Genomic DNA, 16,779 nt, shown 5'->3' on the forward strand with positions numbered 1-16,779 from the left:
ACGTTCCGCGACCGGAGGTCTGGTTCGCGGTTGTCGCCGCATACAGTCTCGTCCCGATCGCCATGCTCCGCGACCGGTTGGTGGAGGGGCGTGTCCACCCGGTGTGGTGGTTCGTGGGGCTTCCAGTTGTCGCAGAACAGACGACTGAGGCTCTTATGTTTGACAGTCCAGGCTGGCGGGCGGCAGCCGCGCTGATTTACGGGGCAATGAACTGATCAACCAACCTACCGAAGTGTCCGCAATGGGTCGGAAGCGGTCGTAGGCTTTTGGTCGAAAAGCGTACATTTCCCGTCCGAAGTCGAAGCCCTCACCTCACCCAAACTGCCGCTCGAACCGTCCCATCGCTTGAGGGTCAAGGCGGACGGTCAGCAGCATCCGCCCCTGATCGTCCGTGTCGCGCGCCGTCACGCGGCCGTGCTCGTAGAGCCAGGCGAGGGCCTCGCCCTGTGAGGGCTGGAGGATCAGTTCGGTCTCGGGGTCGTCGTCGATCAGGTCGGTGATGGCTTGGCGTAAGCGTTCGATACCCTCCCCCTTCCAGGCGGAGACGGCGACGGCGGTGTTGCCGGAACGGGCGGCCTGGCCCTCGATGGCCTCGCGGGCGTCAGGGTCCAGCAGGTCGGTCTTGTTCCAGACTTCCAGGATGCGGCGGGGTTTGCCCTCAGGCTGCTCGATCATTTTCAGGACGTCCTCGACGTCCCTGGCCTGCGCCTCCGTGTCGGCCGAGGCGATGTCGCGGACGTGCAGGATCAGGTCGGCCTCGCCCACCTCCTCCAGCGTCGCGCGGAAGCTCTCGACCAGTTCGTGCGGCAGGTCGGAGATGAAGCCCACGGTGTCGGCGATGATGGCCGGGCGGCCCTGGGGCAGGCGGATGGTGCGCTGGGTGGTGTCGAGGGTGGCGAACAGCAGGTCCTTGGCCAGGACCTCGGACCCCGTCAGCCGGTTGAACAGGGTCGACTTGCCGGCGTTGGTGTAGCCGACCAGGGCGACGGCGGGGAACGGGGCCTTCTTGCGTTGTTTCCGATGCAGGCCGCGCGTGCGGCGGACCTCCTCCAGTTCGCCCTTCAGCTTGACGATGCGGTCGGCGATCAGGCGGCGATCGAGCTCGATCTGGGTCTCGCCGGGGCCGCCGGTCGAGCTGGTGCCGCCGCGCTGGCGTTCGAGGTGGGTCCAGGTGCGGACGAGGCGGGAGCGCTCATAGTCGAGGCGGGCCAGTTCGACCTGCAGCCGGCCTTCCTTCGTCCGGGCGCGACGGCCGAAGATCTCCAGGATCAGACCGGTGCGGTCGATGACCTTGCAGTCCCATTCCTTTTCCAGATTGCGCTGCTGGACGGGGGTCAGGTCGTCGTCGATGACGGCGGCCTCGGCCTCCGCCGCGCGGATCAGGGCGGCCAGTTCCTCGACCTTGCCGGTGCCGAACAGGGTCGCGGGCGTGGTCTTGCGCAGGCGCACGACCTCCTCGGCGCGGACGTCGAGGTCCAGCGCGCGGGCGAGGCCGGCGGCCTCTTCAAGCCGTTCCTGTGCCGGTCGGGACGATCGCTCGCCCATGTCGGGATGGATGACGACCGCCCGGATGAGCGGCACGGAATGGTCGATGAGATGTGTAGCCAAGGGTTTCCTGTCTTCGTCATCCTCCGACTTGATCGGAGGATCGGAGTGTCCGCGCGTGAATAGCGGACGGGAGGCAAGATGGTGCCTCCGCGCCTAGAAAACGAGCCCCTGAACGTCTGGCCCTCGGGTCAAGCCCGATGGTTGACGCGTGGCGTCAATCTTCGTCGGCTTCAGGCTCGTACAGCTGCACGGGTGCTGACGGCATGATGGTGGAGATGGCGTGCTTGTAGACGAGCTGGGACTGCCCGTCGCGACGCAGCAGCACACAGAAGTTGTCGAACCAGGTCACGATGCCCTGCAGCTTGACGCCGTTGACGAGGAAGATGGTCAGCGGGGTCTTGGTCTTGCGGACCGAGTTGAGGAAGGTGTCCTGAAGGTTCTGACGCTTGTCTTGCGACATGGCAGGTTTGTCCTGTTCTTTTGTTGTTTCGCCGCGTCCGGGGAGGAACGCGGGGCCGGTTGAACCCGACCTTGTCAGCCTAGACGACGGGGTTGCCGGGTCGCAACGTCGGATCGACGATTTCGGCAAATGGTACGGCGGACGCCGCCCTGCAAGCCCCTCAGGCGCGCCTCCGGCCGTGAATGTAGACACCATGGAAGCCGCCATGGTTGGTGTGGACCAGGGCCGCCTCTTCAAAGCCCGCCTCGAAGACCAAGGCCATCACGATCGAAAGGTCGTAGTCGAACATGACCATTTCGCCCGGGGCAAGCCGCGCCAGGGCGTCCGACGTGTCGAGCGTCTCGATCCCCTCCCCCACCGACAGGCGGCCACCGGCGATGTGGCGGTGTCGCGGATCGCGGTAAAGAACGAACTGCAGGGTCAGCCCGGCCGCTGGCCCGGCCCGCGCCAGCAAGTCGCGCAGCAGGCGATAGCCGCGATCGGGTGGGATATGTTGGAACACGATGATGGATACGATCCAATCGAAAGGCCCCGCAGGAAGATGGTCGGCGAACGCGACGCTGTGGGGCGCGTCACGGCGGGCCTCCGCCAGCATGGAAGGCGCCACATCTATGCCCACGGCCCGGCCCGTGACCGCGCCCAGCGCACGGGTCAACCGCCCCACACCGCAGCCGAAGTCCAGCGCCGAACGCGGCTCGAAAGGGCCGAACCGCGCGCGCTGGACGGCGAGCTGATGGCGTATCTCGGCATCCCCGCTGGCGAAAAAGGCGGCCTTCGCATCCGCGTCGATCGCCTCGGTGCGAAACTTCGGATCCGTGAGGACACCGTAATAGGGCTGCGTTCGGCCGATCGCCTCCCAGTCGGCGTCCGTGTCGCGGATCGGGGTCGAGAGTGGTTCTGGCCGATGGCCGGCTCGGCCAAACAGCCAGCGATACAGCCTGATCACACCGCGCCCCGCTTCGCCTCTTCAAGGTAGCGCGCGCGCAGTTTCGTCGCGATGGGGCCCGGTTTGCCGTCGCCGATCTTCACGCCGTCGATGGAGATGGCGGGCATGACGAAGGCCCCGGCGGCGGTGAAGAAGGCCTCTTTCGCCTCCTTGGCCTCGTCGACGCTGAAGGGGCGTTCGTCCAGCTCGATGCCCTCGGCCTCGATCATCGCCATGATGGCGGTGCGGGTGATGCCCTTCAGGATATTGGCCTGGGTATCCCGCGTCCGTAGCTTTCCGGCCTTGTCGACGATCCAGGCGTTGGTGGACGAGCCCTCGGTGATCAGGCCCATCTCGTCGACCATCCAGGCCTCATAGGCCCCCTTGTCGCGCGCGGCCTGTTTGGCCAGGACGTTGGGCAACAGGCCGACCGTCTTGATGTCGCAACGGCCCCAGCGGATGTCGGGATGGGTGACGACGGCGACGCCCTTGGCGGCCTGGGCCTGAGACCGGGCGAAGGGGATGGATTTGGACGTCACCACCACGCTGGGCGGGGTGCCGGGCGCGGGGAACGGGTGGTCGCGCCGGGCCGTGCCGCGCGTGACCTGCAGATAGACGATGCCGTCCCGGACGCGGTTCCTGCGGATGGTTTCCTTCAGGACGCGGGTCAGGGCTTCGGACGTCATGGGGATGTCGATGCGCAACTCATTGAGACTGCGATGAAGCCGGGTCATGTGACCTTCGAAATCGGCCATGCGGCCGCCGAAGACCGACCAGACCTCATAGACGCCGTCGGCGAACTGGAATCCGCGATCCTCGACGTGAATCGTCGCCTCCGAGTGGCGCTGGTAGACCCCGTTCACATAGGCGACGCGCGACATCAGTCGATGCTCCCTTCGTCCTCGTCACCACCGCGCGAGGGCGACACGCCCAGCGACTTGAGTTTGCGGTGAAGGGCCGATCTTTCCATGCCGATGAAGGCGGCCGTGCGCGAGATGTTTCCGCCGAAACGCATGATCTGGGCGGCCAGATATTCCCGCTCGAACACCTCGCGCGCCTCACGCAGCGGCAGGGCGATGGTGCGTTCGGTGCCGATGCCGGTCCCGCCGGTCGAGGCGACCTCCTGAGGCAGCATGTCGGCCGAGATCGGGTCGTTCAGGTCGCCGGTGGCCAGGATCAGCAGGCGTTCCACGTTGTTGCGCAGCTGGCGGACATTGCCCGGCCAGGGGTGGACCTGAAGCACGGCGATGGCGTCCTCGCCCAGGCGACGACGCGGCAGCCCCTGAGACGTGCTCAGCGTTTCGATGAAATAATCGACCAGTTCGGCGATGTCCTCGCGCCGTTCCGACAGGGGTGGCACGCGGATGGGCACGACGTTCAGCCGATGGAACAGGTCCTCGCGGAAGCGCCCCTCGGCGATCTCGATCTTCAGGTCGCGCGAGGTCGAGGTGACGACGCGGACATCGACCTGGACGTCCTGTTCTCCACCCACCCGCCGGAAGCGCTGTTCGACCAGGACGCGCAGGATGCGGCTCTGGCTTTCACGCGGCATGTCGCCGACGTCGTCCAGATACAGGGTGCCGTTGTGGGCGCGTTCGAAGACGCCGATCTTGCGCGGACGACCGTCATGACCCTCCTCGCCGAACAGCTCCAGATCCAGGCGTTCGGGCGTCATCCCGGCGGCCGAGATGGCGACGAACTCCGATTTGGCGCGCGGACTGGCCTCGTGGATCTGGCGCGCGACCAGTTCCTTGCCCGATCCGGGCGGGCCCGAGATCAGCACGCGGCTGTTGGCCGGGGCGACCTTGGTGATGGTGGTGCGCAGGACCTGGGCGGCGGCGGAGCGGCCGATCAGCCCGGTCGGCGTCATCGCGATCCCCCGCAGACGCCTGTTCTCGCGCTTCAGCGAGGCAGCCTCCAGGGCACGCTCGATGACGACCACCAGCCGGTCGGACTTGAACGGCTTTTCGATGAAGTCGTAGGCGCCGCGCTTCAGGGCGCTGACGGCCGTCTCAATGTTTCCGTGGCCGGAGATCATGACGACGGGCAGGTCGGCGTCCAGCGTCTTGACCAGGTCGAGCAGCTCCAGCCCGTCCATGCCCCCGCCCTGCATCCAGATATCCAGCACGATCAGGCTGGGCTTTCTGGCGCGGATACCGGCCAGCGCCTCCTCCGAGCTGGAGGCGCAGCGCACGGCATGTCCCTCGTCCTCCAGCAGGCCGGAGACCAGGTCGCGGATGTCGGCCTCGTCGTCGACGACCAGGATGTCTGCACCGTTTGAACGCATATCGCCTCGCTATTCGGCCGCCAGCGTGCGCGAGCTTTGCGGCTCGGGCGCGCGGTCGGCTTTGCCGGTGGGGATGAGGGGAAAGATCAGACAGATCTTGGCACCGCCCAGGGTGTCGGCGTCGGACAGTTTCAGATCGCCGCCGTGGTCCTCGCAGATGCGTTTCACGATCGCGAGACCGAGGCCCGTGCCCTTCTCGCGCGTGGTGACATAGGGTTCGGTCAGGCGATCGCGATCCCGGACAGGCAAACCCTTGCCCGCGTCCTCGATGATGAAGGTGGCGATACCGCTCTCGACCTCCAGCCGCGCGATGATGGCCACGTCGCCCTCGTCGGCGGGCGTGCCCAGTCGTCTGGCCGACACAGCCTCGCCGGCATTCTTCAAAATGTTGGCCAGGGCCTGACCGACCATGCGGCCGTCGGCCTTCATCTTGGCCTTGGGCAGGGGTTCGACCAGTTCGACGACCATGTCGGGCGCGGCGACGCGCTGGGCGAAGACGGCCTCGCGCAGAAGTTCGGCGGGGTTCTCATTGGTGAAGCGCGGGGCGGGCATGCGGGCGAAGGACGAGAACTCGTCCACCATCCGGCCGATGTCGCCCACCTGGCGGATGATGGTGTCGGTGCAGCGATCGAAGATCTCGACGTCCTCGGTGATGGCGGGACGGAATTTCCGCCTCAGCCGTTCGGCCGACAGCTGGATCGGCGTCAGGGGGTTCTTGATCTCGTGGGCGATCCGGCGAGCGACGTCGCGCCAGGCGGCGTTGCGCTGGGCCGTGACCAGCCGGGTGATGTCGTCGAAGGTCAGCACCATCTCGCCGCCGACCCCGCCCTCGATGCGGACGCGCAGGCGGCGCATTTCGCCTTCGCGCGACACGTCGATGTCCTCCTCGATGTGCGCTTCGACGCGGCGGACCAGTTCGCCAAGCTCGGGGGCGACCTCGGCCAACTTCTTTCCACGAACCTCAACTTCCGAGATCGAAAGCAGCTGCAAGGCGCTGTCGTTGATCGCGGAAATCCTGCCGCGCTTGTCCAGGCCGATGACGCCGGCGCTGACGCCCGACAGGACGGTCTCGATAAAGCGGCTGCGATCCTGGGCGTCCTCGCTGGCGGTCTTCAGGGCGGCTTGCTGCGCCTCCAGATCGCCAGTCATGCGGTTGAACGCGCGCGACAGGGTGGCGATCTCGCCGGGTGCCCCGTCCGCCTCGACCCGGGCCGACAGATCGCCGGCCGCCACCTGATCCGCCGCCTTCACCAGTCGGCCGATGGGGGCCGAGATCGCGCTGGCCGCCGACATGCCCAGCCAGACGGCGCCGACAAGCACCAGAAGCGCGGTTTCGAGATAGCTGAGCGCGAAGGCCGCCTGGAGCCTGGCGCGGCTTTCCTCGGCGACGCGATAGCCCTGGATCGATTCCTCGCCATTGCGCATCTGGGCGACGATCCCGGGAGCCAGAGGCCGCACGACATAGAGATAGGCGTCGCCATAGTCGGGCAGCGGATAGACGGCCCGAACGGTGTCGGGATGCTCCGTGACCGTGACGGGGACCTCATTGCCCTCGGCGGCGGTTTCAAAAACCTCGCGCGGCGGCGCGACATAGGGTGGCGCGCCCGGGAGCTCGCCACGCGCCAGGACTTCGCCCTGCCCGTTCAGGATGTAGACCGCCGGATAGCCGAAGAACTCCGCGATCTGGCTCAAGGCCCCCGAAAACTGAATGCGATTGTCGAACACATCGCGCACGCCGCCCAGCTCGTTCGCCATCGTGCCGAGATCGCGATCCAGCCCGCCGCCGACGTCGGCGATATAGGCCCTGCCGATGGTGGCGCCGTTCTCCACGGCCGAGCGGACGTTCTGGCTGAACCATTGGTCCACGCCGCGATTGACCAGCAGGCCGAACACCAGAGCAATCAGGACCGCAGGGACGACCGCCACCAGTGAAAACAGGGTGACGAAGCGCAGATGAAGGCGTGCGCCCGGTTCGTCTGCCCGACGTTGCGACAGACGCAGCACACGACTGCCGATCACCGCGCCCAACCCGGCGATCAGCACCAGGTTGGCGACGAGGATGAACAGGACCGCGCGGCTGGCCGTCGCTCGCGCGTCATCGCCGGCAGCGGCACCGGGGGCCACAGCGACCAACCAGATGGCGGCACCGGCGATCAGGAAGGCCAGGGCATAGGCCGCGCCGAACGCGGCGCGCATGGGTCCGGCCTCCAGCCGACCCCAGAGGGACGGCTCGCCATCTGTCGCGCTGGGCTGGACCGGCGTGTCGTTCATATCGCGACAGCTTCGGCTAGCTGTGGCGAAAACTCAACAGCGCCGTTGCGGAAATGTGTCTCGGAGAAGGTGCCCCACAGACGCGCCAAAGCCTCGGCGACCTCTGACGGATCGTCCAGGCGGCAAATCCGGCCCTTGGCTGCGCGACGTTCCTCGGGCGAGGCCGGCCAGGGGGCCTGCTCGACATACCAGCCCAGATGCTTGCGAAACATCTTCAGACCCAGCCCCGCTCCATAGAAGGCGATCGAGGCCCGCATGTGATCGACGACGATGCCATATCGTTCGGCGGCATCCGGCTCGGTCAGGACGGTTCCGTCACGCAGCGCCCGGTCCAGATGCGCCGCCAACCAGGGTCGACCATAGACGCCCCGTCCCAGCATCAGGGCGTCGGCACCGGACTTGTCGAGGGCCTCCTTCGCCTGCTCGGCCGTGACGATGTCACCGTTGACGATCACCGGAATCCCGACCGCCGCCTTTACCGCGCCGATCGCGTCCCAGTCCGCATGACCGGTGTAGAACTGCTGGCGCGTGCGGCCGTGAACGGTGACCGCCTTCACGCCCAGGGCTTCGGCGCGGGCGGCTAGTTCGGCGGCGTTGCGGCTGTTTTCGTCCCAGCCCAGCCGCATCTTGACCGTGACCGGACGCGACGTCGCCCCAACCACCGCCGCCATGATCCGTCCCGCCAGATCGGGCGTCCGCATGAGCGCTGAACCGGAGGCGGACCCCGTGACCTCTTTGGCCGGACAGCCGAAATTCAGATCGACGATGTCGGCTCCGGCTTCCTCGGCCATCCGCGCACCCTGGGCCATCGCCGCCGGATCGCGCCCGACCAGCTGGATCACCGTCAGGGGCAGGCCGTCGCCGACGGCGGCCCGGCGCATGACGTCCGGCCGCCCGCGCGCCAGCTCGGCTGAGGCCACCATCTCGGTCGCCACATAGGCCGCGCCCAGGCGACAGGCGAGTTGCCGAAACGGCAGGTCGGTGATGCCGGTCATGGGGGCCATCAGCACCCGTCCGGGAATGGTCACGTCGCCGATCTGGAAGCCTGTGCTCATCCGTCCGTCACCATCGCATGCGGAGCCTCTCGTCAACCGCCATCGTGGCCCCTAGAAGGCCGTCATGACCTTTGCAGCGATCGTGGTGGCGGCGGGATCCGGCTCTCGGGCCGGTGGAGACAAGCAGTGGCGGCGGCTGGGCGGCAAGGCCGTGGTGCGCTGGTCGGTCGAGGCGCTGCTGGACGCAGGGGCCGAACAGGTGGTGGTCGTCGTGGCGCCGGGGAGCGGGAAACGCGCGGGCGAGGCCCTGGCCGGGCTGTCGAGTTGGTCGGCCATCGACGGTGGCGCAGAACGCAGCGACTCCGTGCAGGCGGGGCTGCGGGTGCTGAACGGCGCGCCGGATCAGATCGTGCTGATCCACGATGCGGCCCGGCCCCTGCTGTCGGCCGAGGTCATCACGCGCCTGCTGGCTGCGCTGCCCCATGCTGACGGCGCCATCGCCGCCCTGCCCGTGTCCGATACCCTGAAGCGCGGTGACGACTGCATCGACGGCACGGTGGACCGCGCGGGCCTTTGGCGGGCCCAGACCCCGCAGGCGTTCCGAATCGGCCGCCTGCTGGCCGCCTATGCGGCCTGGCCCGCTGGTGAGCCGCCGACCGACGATGCCGCGGTCGTGGAGCGGGATGGCGGCACCGTCCGCCTCGTTCCCGGCGATCCGCGCCTGATGAAACTGACCTATCCGGAGGATTTCGCCATGGCCGAGGCCCTGATCGCCAGACAGACCCGTGTCGGTCAGGGGTTCGACGCTCACCGCTGGGGGCCCGGCGACAGCGTCTGGCTCTGCGGCGTCGAGATCGCGCACGACCAGACCCTTATCGGGCATTCGGACGCGGACGCCGGGCTGCACGCCCTGACCGACGCCGTGCTGGGGGCCATGGGCGACGGCGACATCGGCGATCACTTCCCGCCGACCGATCCGAAGTGGAAGGGCGCGGCCTCGGACCAGTTCCTGATCCATGCCGTCGAACGGCTTGCTGCGCGCGGCGGGCGGCTGGTGAACGTCGACGTCACCCTGATCTGCGAGCGGCCCAAGGTGAAGCCGCACCGTCAGGCCATGCGCGAACGCCTGGCGGACATCCTGCGTCTGCCGCTCGATGCGGTCAGCGTGAAGGCGACCACGATGGAGAAGATGGGATTCACCGGGCGGGAAGAGGGCCTGGCCGCCTCGGCCATCGCGACGATCGAACTGCCGGCCTGACTAACCCCGTCCCTTGAAGTGACGCCACAGCGAGCCGAACAGGTTCACATAGTCGTCGGTCCAGGGCTTGACCCGGGTGTCCGGCAACACGGCCCAGCGCGGGTCGGCCCGGAAGCGTGTCAGCCCCGCCTCGGTCGGTGACAGGATGATCGCCTCGGTCGAAGCCTCCGCCATGTCCGGCGCATAGGGCTGCTCCGCGTAGAGCTGATGCAGATAGGGCACCCCCAGCGAGACGGCCGCCGCCTGGGCGGGCTGGGTGATATCCAGATTGCGGTTCGACAGGTGCAGGAGCAGCACGCCATCCGGCTTAAGCAGCTTGAGGTAACCAGCGATCGCCTCGACCGTCAGCAGATGGGTCGGCACGGCGTCGGACGAAAAGGCGTCGATGACCAGATAGTCGTAGCTGCCAGGCGTCTCGTGGGCCATCGACAGGCGCGCGTCGCCCAGCACGGTGCGCACCGGTCCGTCCGCGCAGTCGGAGATGAAGGTGAACCACTTGGGATCGCGCGACAGTCGGTCGACCATCGGATCGATCTCGAAATAGGTCAGGCGGTCCTCCGCGCGCTTGTAGCCCGCCATGGCGCCTGACCCCTGCCCCACCACCCCGACGGTGACGCCCCGGCCCTCGTTGCGCAGCTGCAGCCCCTGCATGACCTGGCCCAGAGGCGTCGACGGCGCATAGTAGAGGGTGGGCATGCAGGCGAACCGACGGTCCACCGGCTGCGCGCCGTGCAGCGTCGTTCCATGCATCAGCACGTGGACAGGGCCGCCCAGGCGCGGGTCCTGAGGCGTCGCCACCCTCAGCAGGCCAAAGAAGCTGCGCTCGCTGAGGTCCCAGACATAACCGCGGGCGATGTGGTGCGACCCCATGGCCACGACCGCCAGGATGACGGTGAAGAACGGTGCCCGATCACGGACCACGAAGGCGCAGATCGCGGCCGCGCCGAAGATCAGCTGCGACAGGGCCACGATCTGCTCCAGCGTGAACAGGGCCCGGAAAGGGGCATTGTAGCGCATGACCTCCAGCGCCACCGGCGGCACGATGGCGAGCAGGATGCCGCCCAGCAGCAGCGCGACCTCAGCCTTGCCGACCGGCTCCCAGCTCCAGGGGCGAACCAGCCCGACCAGCACCAGGACCAGCGGATACTCCCACACCATGTTGAAGATCACAGGCGCGATCAGGGCGTTGAACACCCCGCCCACGACGCCACCAACCGACAGCAGCAGGAAGAACTCCGTCAGCCGATCCGGGGCCGGTCGCCGCGCCGCCAGCACCTGGTGGCACATCAGGGCGGTCAGGAAGAAGGTGCCCAGGTGCAGGGCGAACATCATTACCCAGTCGCCGTTCCGGAAGGGCAGCAGCACGATACAGGCGGCGGCCAAGGCGGCCTGGAACGCGAAGGTGTATTCCAGAGGAATCAGTGGCTTGGACGCGAACGCGATCACGAACGTCAACAGATACAGCGCCAGCGGAATGATCCACAGGAAGGGCGCGGAGGCGACATCGGTGGACAGGTGCTGCGTAACGCCCAGCATCAGGCTGGACGGCGCGGCGGCGATCAGGATCAGCTTGATCTTGTCGGGCCATACGATCGGCTTGCTGCGGACGACCGGCGCGGCATCCAGCACCGGAACGAACCCCCGCTTCCACGTCAAGGCGGCCAGCGCCACGACCAGCAGCATGAAGATCGCATAGCCCCCGCTCCATGCCGCGCGCTGGCCGGACAGCGTCATCAGCGGCTCGATCACGACCGGATAGGCCAGAAGCGCGAGAAAACTGCCGAGGTTGGAGGCGGCGTAGAGCACATAGGGATTCTTGCCGTCCGCGTGCCCCGCCCTGACCCGCGCGAACCAGGCCTGGAGCAGCGGCGCGGTGGCGCTCAGCACGGCGAAGGGCGCGCCGACCGACAGCACCAGGGTCATCAGCAGCCACCCGATCGGAGCCGAGGGGTTCGGATCACCCAGCAGGCCGTTGATGTGCAACGGCAGGAACAAGGCCGCCACGACCAGCAGCGCCAGATGCACACCAAGCTGCGCGCGCAGGCTTTTCAGCCGTTGCAGGACGTGGGCGTAGGCGTAGCCGACCAACAGCGCCGTCTGGAAGAAGACCATGGAGGTGTTCCAGACCGAGGGCGAGCCCCCCAGCATCGGCAGGACCAGCTTGGTGACCATCGGCTGGACCACGAACACCAGCGAGGCCGAGGTGAAGATCGCCACCGCGAACAGGATCGGCGTCAGCCTGTCTCCGGTCGCCGGGGTGCCCAGGCCGGGCATATCCGCGTTCAGGGTGGTTTCGGACATGGATCCCCCGGGCGTGTTCGGCTCGACAGAACCCCTGTCGCGGCCCACGCTAGACTGACTCGGCGCGGCTGCGGATAGGGCGATGTTTCCAGACGATATCCAGGCGATGGCGGCAGCGGTGATCGCCGTGGCGACCGATCGCGGCCTGACCCTGGCCACGGCCGAAAGCTGCACCGGCGGCCTGGTGGCAGCCGCCCTGACGGCCATCCCGGGATCCTCGGCCGTCGTGGATCGGGGCTTCGTCACCTACAGCAACGCGGCCAAGACGGCGCTGCTGGGTGTTTCCACCGACCTGATCGAGCGGAACGGCGCGGTCTCGGAGCCGGTCGCCCGGGCGATGGCCGATGGGGCACGGGATCGTTCGGGCGTCGATTTGACCGTGTCGATCACCGGCATCGCCGGGCCGGGCGGCGGGTCGACCGACAAGCCGGTTGGCCTGGTGCATTTCGGCTGCGCTTCGAAAAGCGGCGTCCGCCATGAGGCCCATCGGTTCGGTGACATCGGCCGCGAGGCGGTTCGCCTGGAGAGCGTGCGTGTCGCGCTTCGGCTCCTGCTCGACGCCGCGGAGGCCGCGTGACGACCGTCGTTGACGCGCGAGGGCACCGGTGTCCCGTCCCCAGCCTTCGGCTCCGAAAGGCGCTGGAAGAACAGCAGGACAGCGACGAGTTCACGCTGCTGGCCACAGATCCGATGGCCCGGATCGATGTGCCGTTCCTGATGGCAGACCTGGGGGGGCGCGTGTTGTCCGTGCAGGAGACCGAAGACGGCCTTGCCATCACCGTCGCGAGGCGCGCCGCTCCGACAGGTTGACGACGGAACCAGAGGCTTCGGGCTCCACGTCCGGCGCGCCACGCGAACGCCAGGCGATCTCCATCTCGGTGGCGAATGCCCCACCATAGAAGATGGCGTTGACGTTCCACGACAGCCAGATCAGCAGCACCACCACCGCCCCCACCGAGCCATAGGTGGCGCCCAGTTGGGCGATCTGCTCGACGTAGATCGCGCAAAGCCAGGACGACACCATCGACATGAAGGTCGCCACCACGCCGCCCGTGATCGACGGCCCCCAGGCCACGGGGTCGCGGTGGGACATGGCGTATCGATACAGCAGCGTCAGGCCCAGCCCGAGACCCAGCGCCGGCCACAGCCCATCCAGCGGCAGGAATCCGCTGTCCGCCGCCACCGGCCCGGTGTGTTCCAGCAGCCGGGACGTCACGACGGCACCGGAAACGATCGTGAACAGGGCGAAGGCGAACAGAGCGACGAAAAAGGCCAACAGGTTGAACTTGAAGAAGCCGTGGGGTTCGGTCTCGTCGTGGATCAGGTTCAGCCCCGCCAGCAGGGCCTTGAATCCCCGGTGGGCGGCATAGGCACCGACGATCAGGGCGAAGGCGCTCTGGGTCGAGACGGTGCGGGCCGAGGCGTTGGACAGGCGCTCGATCTCGGCGCGGAAGATGGCACGCGCGGCATGGGGCATGACGTCGGCCAGCGCCGCCGCCTGTTCGCCCACCTGGGCGATGGACAGGACCGCCTTGTAGAAGCCGATCAGGATGGCGATGGCCGGGAAGACCGCCAGCAGGGCGAAGAACGACACCCCGCCGGTGTAGAGCATGACGTCACGGCCCCAGCTGCGGGTGAAGGCCCGCACCGAGAGCCTGCCCCAGAAGCCTGGGGATGCGATGTCCGTCCGATATCCGCTCAAGCCGGTTCCCGCCGCAGCCTTCAGGTTTGTGACCCTATCGTAAAGCAGCCCCATGGGAAGCGTCCACCGTCCCGTGCTTTTCGCTCGCTGCGGTATCAGCGGCGTTGCGCCGACCGGGACGGCGTCGGTATACGGCGCATGCCTGCACGAAGCCCGTTGGCGCTTGTCCGGCGAATGAGGAGACGACGTCTTGGGTCAGGAGCCGCGCGTGCTGGTCGTCGCCGCGACCGATGAACGGATCGAGGCCTTGTGCCGCGGGCTGGATTCGCTGGGCTGGCGCACGATGACGGCGCGCAGCGGTGCCGCTGCGGTAGCCGCCCTGACGGACTTCGCGCTGGAAGTCGCGATCCTGGACGCCGATCACCCCGAGATTGCCGCCCTGCCCGACGCGCTGCGCAGTGCGGCGGGCGCGCGCCGCCTGCCCATCGTCGGCATCGGCGAAGGACTGGAGGAAGGCGGCGATTTCGACATGGTGGCCGTTCAGGCCCCACACCCCGCACAGGCCGCCCTGCGGATCGAACAGCTGGTCCGCGCCGCCATCGCCGAGGAGGAGTTCCGCCTTCGCCAGGCGACCTTCGCCCTGCACGGCGCGACCCTGGACCCAGGCGCGCCCGATCCGGCCCCTTTGAAGATCCTGATCGCCGGAGCCCCGGACCACCGGTTCCTGGCCCTGTCGAACACCCTGACCGCGGCGGGGGCAGAGGTGATCGCGGCCCCGACGCCATACACCGCCTTCGACTATCTGCACGAGACCGCCTTCGACGCGGCGGTGCTTTGGGGCGCGCCGGACCACGCCCCGGCCCTGTCCATCGCGTCGGGCATGAAGCGAAACACCCGCCTGTATCACATCCCCCTGGCCCTTTATCTGCGCAGCGAGGGCGAGATCAACTTGAGCGAACTGTTCAACCGGGGCTTCTCGGACGTCGCGGCGGCCGACACGCCGGAACCGGACACGGCCGCCCGGGTGCTGTCGCTGGCCCGCACCCATCGCCGCCACCTGGCGATCCGCAAGGCACTGGAAGGCGCGCGGGGTGCCGGGATCATGGATCCATCCACCGGTCTGTTCACCCGGACCCTGTTCGCGAGCCACCTGGGCCGGGTGGCGGAGGCGGCGACCGCGCGACGCAGACCTCTGTCGGTCTGTGTGCTGCGGCTGGGCGATACCGAAGCCCTGGTCCGCGCCCGCGCCGGCGGTTGGCTGGACCGGGCCATGCCGCAGATCGGGGCGATGGTTTCCCGATTGGTCCGTGTCGAGGACACGGCCGCGCGACTGGCCCCCGAGGTCTTCGCCCTGGCCCTGCCTGCGACCCCTGCGGGGGCTTCGAGGCTGGCGGCCGAGAGGATCGCGGCGGTCATCGGCTGCACGGCCTTCGACGCGGGCCCGGACCGGTCGCCGTTCGTCGCCGACTTTCATGTCGGATCGGCCGAGCTGATGCCGGGCGAGAGCGCGGCGGCGGTCCTGGAGCGTGCCTCGGCCGACCTGTATGCCGCGCGATCAGCCCTGGTCTGAGGGCGTCTGACCAGGCCGATCAGTGAACCGGCCGAGCCTCGGCCGGGGTCACGAACGCCGCTTTTCCGCTGACCTCGCTATAGGTCATGCACAGGTCCTCGAAGACGCGGTTCCAGGCGAACTTCTCGACGGTATGAACCCGGGCGGCCGCGCCGATCGCATCGATGTCACGCTCGAACAGGGCCGCGATAGCCTGGGCATAGTCATCGGGATCGGCGCTGCGGGCCAGTTGACCGACCTGATCCGTCACCGTTTCCGCGACACCGCCCGCATTGACGCCCACGACCGGACGACCACAAGCCATGGCCTCCAGCACGATCAGGCCGAAGGGCTCCTTGTCATTGGCGTGAACAAAGGCGTCGCAGGAGGCGATGATGCGGGCCACCGCGCGGGGGTCGCGCTCGTAAGGCAGGGCGATCACGCGGTCCTCGGCCGGCATGCCGGCGCCGGCGCCGACCAGCACGAGGTGGTAGGGCGCGCCGAGCTTCTGAACGGCCTCGATCAGGACATCGATATTCTTCTCGCGGGCCGGACGACCGGCGAAGCACAGCAAACGCGCATCGTTCGGCAGGCCCAGCCGCTTCAGCAGCCAGTCGCGGTCGCGCCGGTCGGGACGGAAGGTGTCGATCTCGACCCCCAGGGGACGGATCACGATGTCGCGCACGCCGGCCTCCTCCAGCCTGCGGGCGATGAAGCGGCTGGGCGAGATGACGCGATCGAACTGTCCGAACAGCCGGGCCCAGCGCTTCTCCACCGGCTTCTTGGCCCATTCGCCGAAATGCAGCGCCGCCAGGCCGGCAGGGTCCGAATGGCAGAAGCCGACAACCGGGCATCCCGCCCGCTGACCGGCCTCCAGGGCACCCTGCCCCGGCGTGTAGGGATCACCCGCCTCGATCAGCGACGGCTTGACCGACGCGACCCAGGCGGCCCAACGCTTGACCGAGCTGGGCCAGCGATAACCGTCCCCAAACGGCAGCTTGGTGGCGTGCAGCTTGATGATGCCGTCCTTGCCCGCCTCATGGCGCGCGCCGGGGACGATCAGGGAATGCGCGACACCGGGGCGGTTCGCCTCGATCCAGGCCTTCTTGGACAGCAGATAACGCTTCACGCCGCCCGATCGCGGCGCATAGAGCATGGTGGTATCGACCATCCGCGGCCGCGGATCGGCGGTGGAGGCCTTCAGAACACGCAGCGTCTCGGCGACCTCCTCGTCCAGCCCGGGGATCAGCCGCAGCTCGCCTTCCTGCACGTCCAGATCGGTCATGGTCATAAAGTCGGTCTCCGGCGACCGGCGCGTAACGCTAGGTCTGGACTTTTGGATGCGTGCGGACGATTTGCGCGTTGCCATCGAACGCCCCTACGCCCGGCGACGGTCAAGCTCAAGCCCGTTCGCCGGGAGATCGGTCCCTGGCTGGCGCGCCCGGCAACACCCATCTGCAAACCCGCGCTACATGACTGAGCAGGCCGCTTTAGCCTTGCAATCGCCTCAAATTCGCGAAACTTGAGACAGGTGGCGGCCCTC

15 protein-coding genes are annotated in these 16,779 nt (G+C 67.9%); 5 read left to right on the plus strand and 10 right to left on the minus strand.

From position 1 onward, the window contains the following. Positions 1-215: hypothetical protein (locus tag AC1DW4_RS10910; RefSeq protein WP_477016228.1), on the plus strand; the 215-nt coding region annotated here is incomplete at its 5' end. A 97-nt stretch (positions 216-312) separates the two neighbouring features. On the opposite strand, the gene hflX is transcribed toward AC1DW4_RS10910, so the two are convergent. The 7 genes from hflX to dusB all read right to left on the minus strand — a co-directional run bounded on the left by hflX (position 313) and on the right by dusB (position 8,546). Continuing rightward, positions 313-1,608, minus strand: coding sequence for a GTPase HflX (gene hflX / locus AC1DW4_RS10915; RefSeq protein ID WP_477017296.1), 1,296 nt, complete (start codon positions 1,606-1,608; stop codon positions 313-315). Positions 1,609-1,762: 154 nt separating this feature from the next. After that, complete coding sequence (gene hfq, locus AC1DW4_RS10920; protein WP_013269198.1) at positions 1,763-2,008, minus strand: RNA chaperone Hfq; 246 nt, start codon at positions 2,006-2,008, stop codon at positions 1,763-1,765. A 160-nt stretch (positions 2,009-2,168) separates the two neighbouring features. Next, entirely contained in the window at positions 2,169-2,954 is a 786-nt protein-coding gene (locus AC1DW4_RS10925; protein ID WP_477017297.1) for a class I SAM-dependent methyltransferase, read from the minus strand. After that, positions 2,951-3,814 carry a D-amino-acid transaminase gene (locus tag AC1DW4_RS10930; RefSeq protein WP_477017298.1) on the minus strand — a complete coding sequence of 288 codons (864 nt, stop codon included), beginning with the start codon at positions 3,812-3,814 and terminating at the stop codon, positions 2,951-2,953. Before AC1DW4_RS10930 ends, AC1DW4_RS10925 begins: the two co-directional genes overlap by 4 nt. After that, positions 3,814-5,220 carry a nitrogen assimilation response regulator NtrX gene (ntrX, locus tag AC1DW4_RS10935; RefSeq protein WP_477017299.1) on the minus strand — a complete coding sequence of 469 codons (1,407 nt, stop codon included), beginning with the start codon at positions 5,218-5,220 and terminating at the stop codon, positions 3,814-3,816. Before ntrX ends, AC1DW4_RS10930 begins: the two co-directional genes overlap by 1 nt. 9 nt (positions 5,221-5,229) lie before the next feature. Beyond that, a complete protein-coding gene (locus AC1DW4_RS10940) occupies positions 5,230-7,491 on the minus strand; it encodes a sensor histidine kinase NtrY-like (protein WP_477017300.1) in 2,262 nt (753 codons plus the stop codon). Further along, positions 7,488-8,546, minus strand: a complete 1,059-nt coding sequence (gene dusB, locus AC1DW4_RS10945) for a tRNA dihydrouridine synthase DusB (RefSeq protein ID WP_477017301.1) — start codon at positions 8,544-8,546, stop codon at positions 7,488-7,490. Before dusB ends, AC1DW4_RS10940 begins: the two co-directional genes overlap by 4 nt. A 64-nt stretch (positions 8,547-8,610) precedes the next feature. On the opposite strand from dusB, the gene AC1DW4_RS10950 reads away from it, so the two are divergent. Continuing rightward, positions 8,611-9,744, plus strand: coding sequence for a bifunctional 2-C-methyl-D-erythritol 4-phosphate cytidylyltransferase/2-C-methyl-D-erythritol 2,4-cyclodiphosphate synthase (locus tag AC1DW4_RS10950; RefSeq protein WP_477017302.1), 1,134 nt, complete (start codon positions 8,611-8,613; stop codon positions 9,742-9,744). On the opposite strand, the gene AC1DW4_RS10955 is transcribed toward AC1DW4_RS10950, so the two are convergent. Further along, positions 9,745-12,045 carry a fused MFS/spermidine synthase gene (locus tag AC1DW4_RS10955; RefSeq protein ID WP_477017303.1) on the minus strand — a complete coding sequence of 767 codons (2,301 nt, stop codon included), beginning with the start codon at positions 12,043-12,045 and terminating at the stop codon, positions 9,745-9,747. Positions 12,046-12,127: 82 nt separating this feature from the next. Between AC1DW4_RS10955 and AC1DW4_RS10960 the strand changes: the two genes are divergently transcribed. Both AC1DW4_RS10960 and AC1DW4_RS10965 read left to right on the plus strand, forming a co-directional pair. Then, complete coding sequence (locus AC1DW4_RS10960) at positions 12,128-12,622, plus strand: CinA family protein (RefSeq protein ID WP_477017304.1); 495 nt, start codon at positions 12,128-12,130, stop codon at positions 12,620-12,622. Then, positions 12,619-12,855 (plus strand): sulfurtransferase TusA family protein, encoded by a 237-nt coding sequence (locus tag AC1DW4_RS10965; protein WP_477017305.1) that lies wholly within the window; start codon positions 12,619-12,621, stop codon positions 12,853-12,855. Before AC1DW4_RS10960 ends, AC1DW4_RS10965 begins: the two co-directional genes overlap by 4 nt. On the opposite strand, the gene AC1DW4_RS10970 is transcribed toward AC1DW4_RS10965, so the two are convergent. Next, a complete protein-coding gene (locus AC1DW4_RS10970) occupies positions 12,821-13,747 on the minus strand; it encodes a YihY/virulence factor BrkB family protein (RefSeq protein WP_477017306.1) in 927 nt (308 codons plus the stop codon). The genes AC1DW4_RS10965 and AC1DW4_RS10970 overlap by 35 nt on opposite strands. A gap of 190 nt (positions 13,748-13,937) precedes the next feature. Here AC1DW4_RS10970 and AC1DW4_RS10975 point away from each other — a divergent pair, with 190 nt between their 5' ends. Further along, the gene (locus AC1DW4_RS10975; RefSeq protein WP_477017307.1) at positions 13,938-15,257 is read left to right on the plus strand and encodes a diguanylate cyclase domain-containing protein; all 1,320 of its coding nucleotides are present in this window, start codon (positions 13,938-13,940) and stop codon (positions 15,255-15,257) included. A gap of 19 nt (positions 15,258-15,276) precedes the next feature. On the opposite strand, the gene AC1DW4_RS10980 is transcribed toward AC1DW4_RS10975, so the two are convergent. Then, on the minus strand, positions 15,277-16,527 hold the full coding sequence (locus AC1DW4_RS10980; RefSeq protein WP_477017308.1) for a glycosyltransferase: 1,251 nt from the start codon (positions 16,525-16,527) through the stop codon (positions 15,277-15,279). Between the last annotated feature and the right edge of the window lie 252 nt (positions 16,528-16,779).

It is taken from the genome of Brevundimonas sp. P2_A6 (assembly GCF_056404975.1).

Bases quoted from the DNA above. Each gene is read 5' to 3' on its own strand.
- hfq (WP_013269198.1), bottom strand. From the start codon at position 2,008: ATGTCGCAAGACAAGCGTCAGAACCTTCAGGACACCTTCCTCAACTCG.
- AC1DW4_RS10930 (WP_477017298.1), bottom strand. From the start codon at position 3,814: ATGTCGCGCGTCGCCTATGTGAACGGGGTCTACCAGCGCCACTCGGAG.
- ntrX (WP_477017299.1), bottom strand. From the start codon at position 5,220: ATGCGTTCAAACGGTGCAGACATCCTGGTCGTCGACGACGAGGCCGAC.
- AC1DW4_RS10940 (WP_477017300.1), bottom strand. From the start codon at position 7,491: ATGAACGACACGCCGGTCCAGCCCAGCGCGACAGATGGCGAGCCGTCC.
- dusB (WP_477017301.1), bottom strand. From the start codon at position 8,546: ATGAGCACAGGCTTCCAGATCGGCGACGTGACCATTCCCGGACGGGTG.
- AC1DW4_RS10950 (WP_477017302.1), top strand. From the start codon at position 8,611: ATGACCTTTGCAGCGATCGTGGTGGCGGCGGGATCCGGCTCTCGGGCC.
- AC1DW4_RS10955 (WP_477017303.1), bottom strand. From the start codon at position 12,045: ATGTCCGAAACCACCCTGAACGCGGATATGCCCGGCCTGGGCACCCCG.
- AC1DW4_RS10960 (WP_477017304.1), top strand. From the start codon at position 12,128: ATGTTTCCAGACGATATCCAGGCGATGGCGGCAGCGGTGATCGCCGTG.
- AC1DW4_RS10980 (WP_477017308.1), bottom strand. From the start codon at position 16,527: ATGACCATGACCGATCTGGACGTGCAGGAAGGCGAGCTGCGGCTGATC.